Genomic DNA, 2,763 nt, shown 5'->3' with positions numbered 1-2,763 from the left:
ATCCGGCGTCGGGTCGGCTCGTGCAGCACCCGCCCAGCCCAGCACCCGAACCTGGGAGTGCGCTGACAGCCGGCGCCCGACCCGCGCCGAGCCACCCGTCCCCACCCGGCACGCGCGCGGGCGACCGAGGCGCGCCGCCGCCGCGAGGCGTCACCGGTCGAGGGCCGCGGACGCCGACCGCAGCAGGTCGAGCATCTCCGGCACGACCTCGCGCGCGGTCGTCAGGATCACGTCCATCTCGATCGCCCAGTACCCGTGCACGATCCGGTTCCGGAGGCTCGTCGCGCGGCGCCAGGGCACGTCGGGGTGGGCGTCGCGCAGTCCGTCCGAGACCTGGTTCGCCGCCTCGCCGAGCACCGTGAAGTTCGACAGCAGCGACTCCCGGACGGTCGGCTCCTGCTCGAGCTCCGCGAGGCTCCTGCCGTCCGTCAGGTCCACGATGCGCGTGCAGGCCTCGACCATGCCGGTCAGGTAGAGGCGGTCACGCTGCATAGAGGAGTCGGGCCTCGGACTCGACCCGGTCACGCATCAGCGGGTGCAGCGCGCGCCGCGACACCAGGTCGACGGGCCGTCCGAGGATCCTCGCCAGGTCGTCGGCCGCGTCGACCACCTCCCACGTCAGGTGGCGTCCCGGCGCGAGGTCGTAGAGCACGTCGACGTCCGAGTCGGGCCTCGCCTCGTCGCGCGCCTCCGACCCGAACACGTCCAGCCGCGCGAAGCCGTAGCGCGCGCAGTACGCGGCGAGCGCGTCGCTCAGGACGTCGTCGAGCTGGACCATGCCGTCCACGCTACTCACCGCCGGTCGGGGCTCGCGACCCCGTCATCCCGTGCCTGTGGACGGGCTCGCCCGGAGAGCGCGCCGCGCGGATCGCCCGGAACGAGGCCCGCATCTCCCGGACGAAGACCTCCGGCTGCTCCCACGCCGCGAAGTGCCCGCCCCGCCCCGGCTCCGACCAGTACCGCAGGTCCGGGAACCGCCGCTCGACCCAGCGCCGCGACGGCCGGGGCAGGTCCCGGAACACCGCGGCGCCGGTGGGCACGGTGACGACGTCGGACGCCCCGCGCGTGAACCAGCCCTGGACCGTCGCGATGCTCTCCCGGTACAGCCGCGCCGACGACGCCGCGGTCCCCGTCAGCCAGTACAGCGTGATGTCGTCGAGCAGCTGGTCCCGGGTCAGCACGGTGAACACGTCGCCGTCGTGGTCGGACCACGCGACGACCTTCTCCGCGATCCACGCCGCCAGCCCGACCGGCGAGTCCGTCAGCCCGTACCCCAGCGTCTGCGGCCGGGTCGCGTGCAACGCCGAGTAGGCCGACCCGCCCACCGACCCCTCGACGGCCGCGATCGCCGCCCGCTCGGCAGCGGTCAGGTCGTCGAGGGTGGCCGGGTCAGGTGCCACGAGCGGCGGGGTCAGGTGCAGGCCGAGCACGCGGTCGGGGTGCCGGAGCCCCAGCATCGTGCTCACGCTGGTCCCCCAGTCCCCGCCGCTCGCGCCGAACCGCTCGTACCCGAGGCCGGCCATGAGGGCCGCCCACGCGTCGGCCACGCGCTCGATCCCCCAGCCCGGCGCTGCCGGCTTCTCGCTGAAGCCGTAGCCCGGCAGCGACGGCACCACGACGTGGAACGCGTCGGCCGGGTCCTGCGGGTCGGCGAGCGGCCCGAGGACGTCGAGCAGCTCGACGAACGACCCCGGCCAGCCGTGGGTGAGCACCAGCGGGGTCGCGCCCGCGTGCCGTGACCGGACGTGCAGCGCATGGATCGCGAGGCCGTCGACCCGCGCGAGCACCTGCGGGACGTCGGCCAGGCGGCGCTCCAGCCGGCGCCAGTCGTAGTCCTCGGCCCAGTAGCGGGCCAGGTCGCGCAGCCAGTCGCGCGGGACGCCCTGCGCCCAGCCGTCCTCGGTGGCGGGCTCGGGCCAGCGCGTGGCGCGGATGCGGCGGCGGAGGTCCTCGAGGTCCTCCTCGGGCACGGCGACGGTGAACGGCGTGACCTGCACGGGCGGCTCCTCCCGCGGGCGTCCGGTCGGGCGTGCTGCTCACCGTAGGACCGGGGACCGACAGCGGCGCAGAGTTCGCTCCGCCGGCCCATCAGGTCCGCGTGGTGCTGTGCCGATGACTCCGGGATGATCCGACGAGCCGTCGACGCCATGATCCGCGAACGGGCCAGCCACCGCGCTCGGCTCCAGGGCCGCCCACCTTTCTCAGGTGCGCTCGACCAGCTCGTGACCGTTCCGCGAGACCGGGCGGGCCGCCCGGGCTACGTCCTGACGACCGGTGGTCCCTCGCACGACATCCGGCGGCGCGCCCCTGAGGGAGCGCGGTGGGACTTCTCGGTGTCGTCGGGGCCGAGCACCCTCGCGTCCGGGACCTGCATCGGGCGCGTGGGGCGCGTCGGCTCGCCCGCGGCGACCGCGGCCGTGGCCGCAGCCCACGCCGAGACGGACCACGGGTACGTCGTGCTGAGCCCGCCCACACCGTCGGGTTTCGCCGGCGCGCCCGCCGTCCGCATCGAGATCGGCATCGCGAACCCGGACCGCACGGGTTCGGCGCGCTGTCCCGCGACTGGCACTTCGAGCACGACGGCTGGGCGTTCGTCGCCGGTTGGGTGCACGCGACCTCCGACCCTCCGCAGTGCCGGGACACCGCGGAGCTCATCCTCGCCTCGTGGCGGTGGCTCACGACGTGAACCACCGACGGGGCCGCAGCGCCGGCAGCCGCCGGTCCACCGCGCCCGCCCCGACGACGAGCAGGGCCAGCACCACC

The 2,763-nt window shown here is 75.2% G+C and carries 3 protein-coding genes; all 3 read right to left on the bottom strand.

Features of this window, described 5'->3' with window-relative positions; genetic code table 11:
- Positions 1-150: 150 nt before the first annotated feature.
- From G6556_RS18175 to G6556_RS18165, 3 genes are read right to left on the bottom strand one after another with little or no spacing between them, the layout of a single operon-like run.
- Positions 151-492, bottom strand: coding sequence for a HepT-like ribonuclease domain-containing protein (locus G6556_RS18175; RefSeq protein ID WP_166944468.1), 342 nt, complete (start codon positions 490-492; stop codon positions 151-153).
- Positions 482-778, bottom strand: a complete 297-nt coding sequence (locus tag G6556_RS18170; protein ID WP_166944466.1) for a nucleotidyltransferase family protein — start codon at positions 776-778, stop codon at positions 482-484. Before G6556_RS18170 ends, G6556_RS18175 begins: the two co-directional genes overlap by 11 nt.
- A 10-nt stretch (positions 779-788) precedes the next feature.
- A complete protein-coding gene (locus G6556_RS18165) occupies positions 789-1,997 on the bottom strand; it encodes an epoxide hydrolase family protein (RefSeq protein WP_166944464.1) in 1,209 nt (402 codons plus the stop codon).
- Between the last annotated feature and the right edge of the window lie 766 nt (positions 1,998-2,763).

This window comes from Cellulomonas sp. IC4_254 (genome assembly GCF_011603975.1).
Classification (GTDB): domain Bacteria; phylum Actinomycetota; class Actinomycetes; order Actinomycetales; family Cellulomonadaceae; genus Cellulomonas.
The sequence above is the reverse complement of the archived record's forward strand: the minus strand, read 5'-3'. Positions and strand labels throughout refer to the sequence as shown.

Coding starts and splice junctions, on each gene's coding strand:
- G6556_RS18170 (WP_166944466.1), bottom strand. CDS start 778: ATGGTCCAGCTCGACGACGTCCTGAGCGACGCGCTCGCCGCGTACTGC.
- G6556_RS18175 (WP_166944468.1), bottom strand. CDS start 492: ATGCAGCGTGACCGCCTCTACCTGACCGGCATGGTCGAGGCCTGCACG.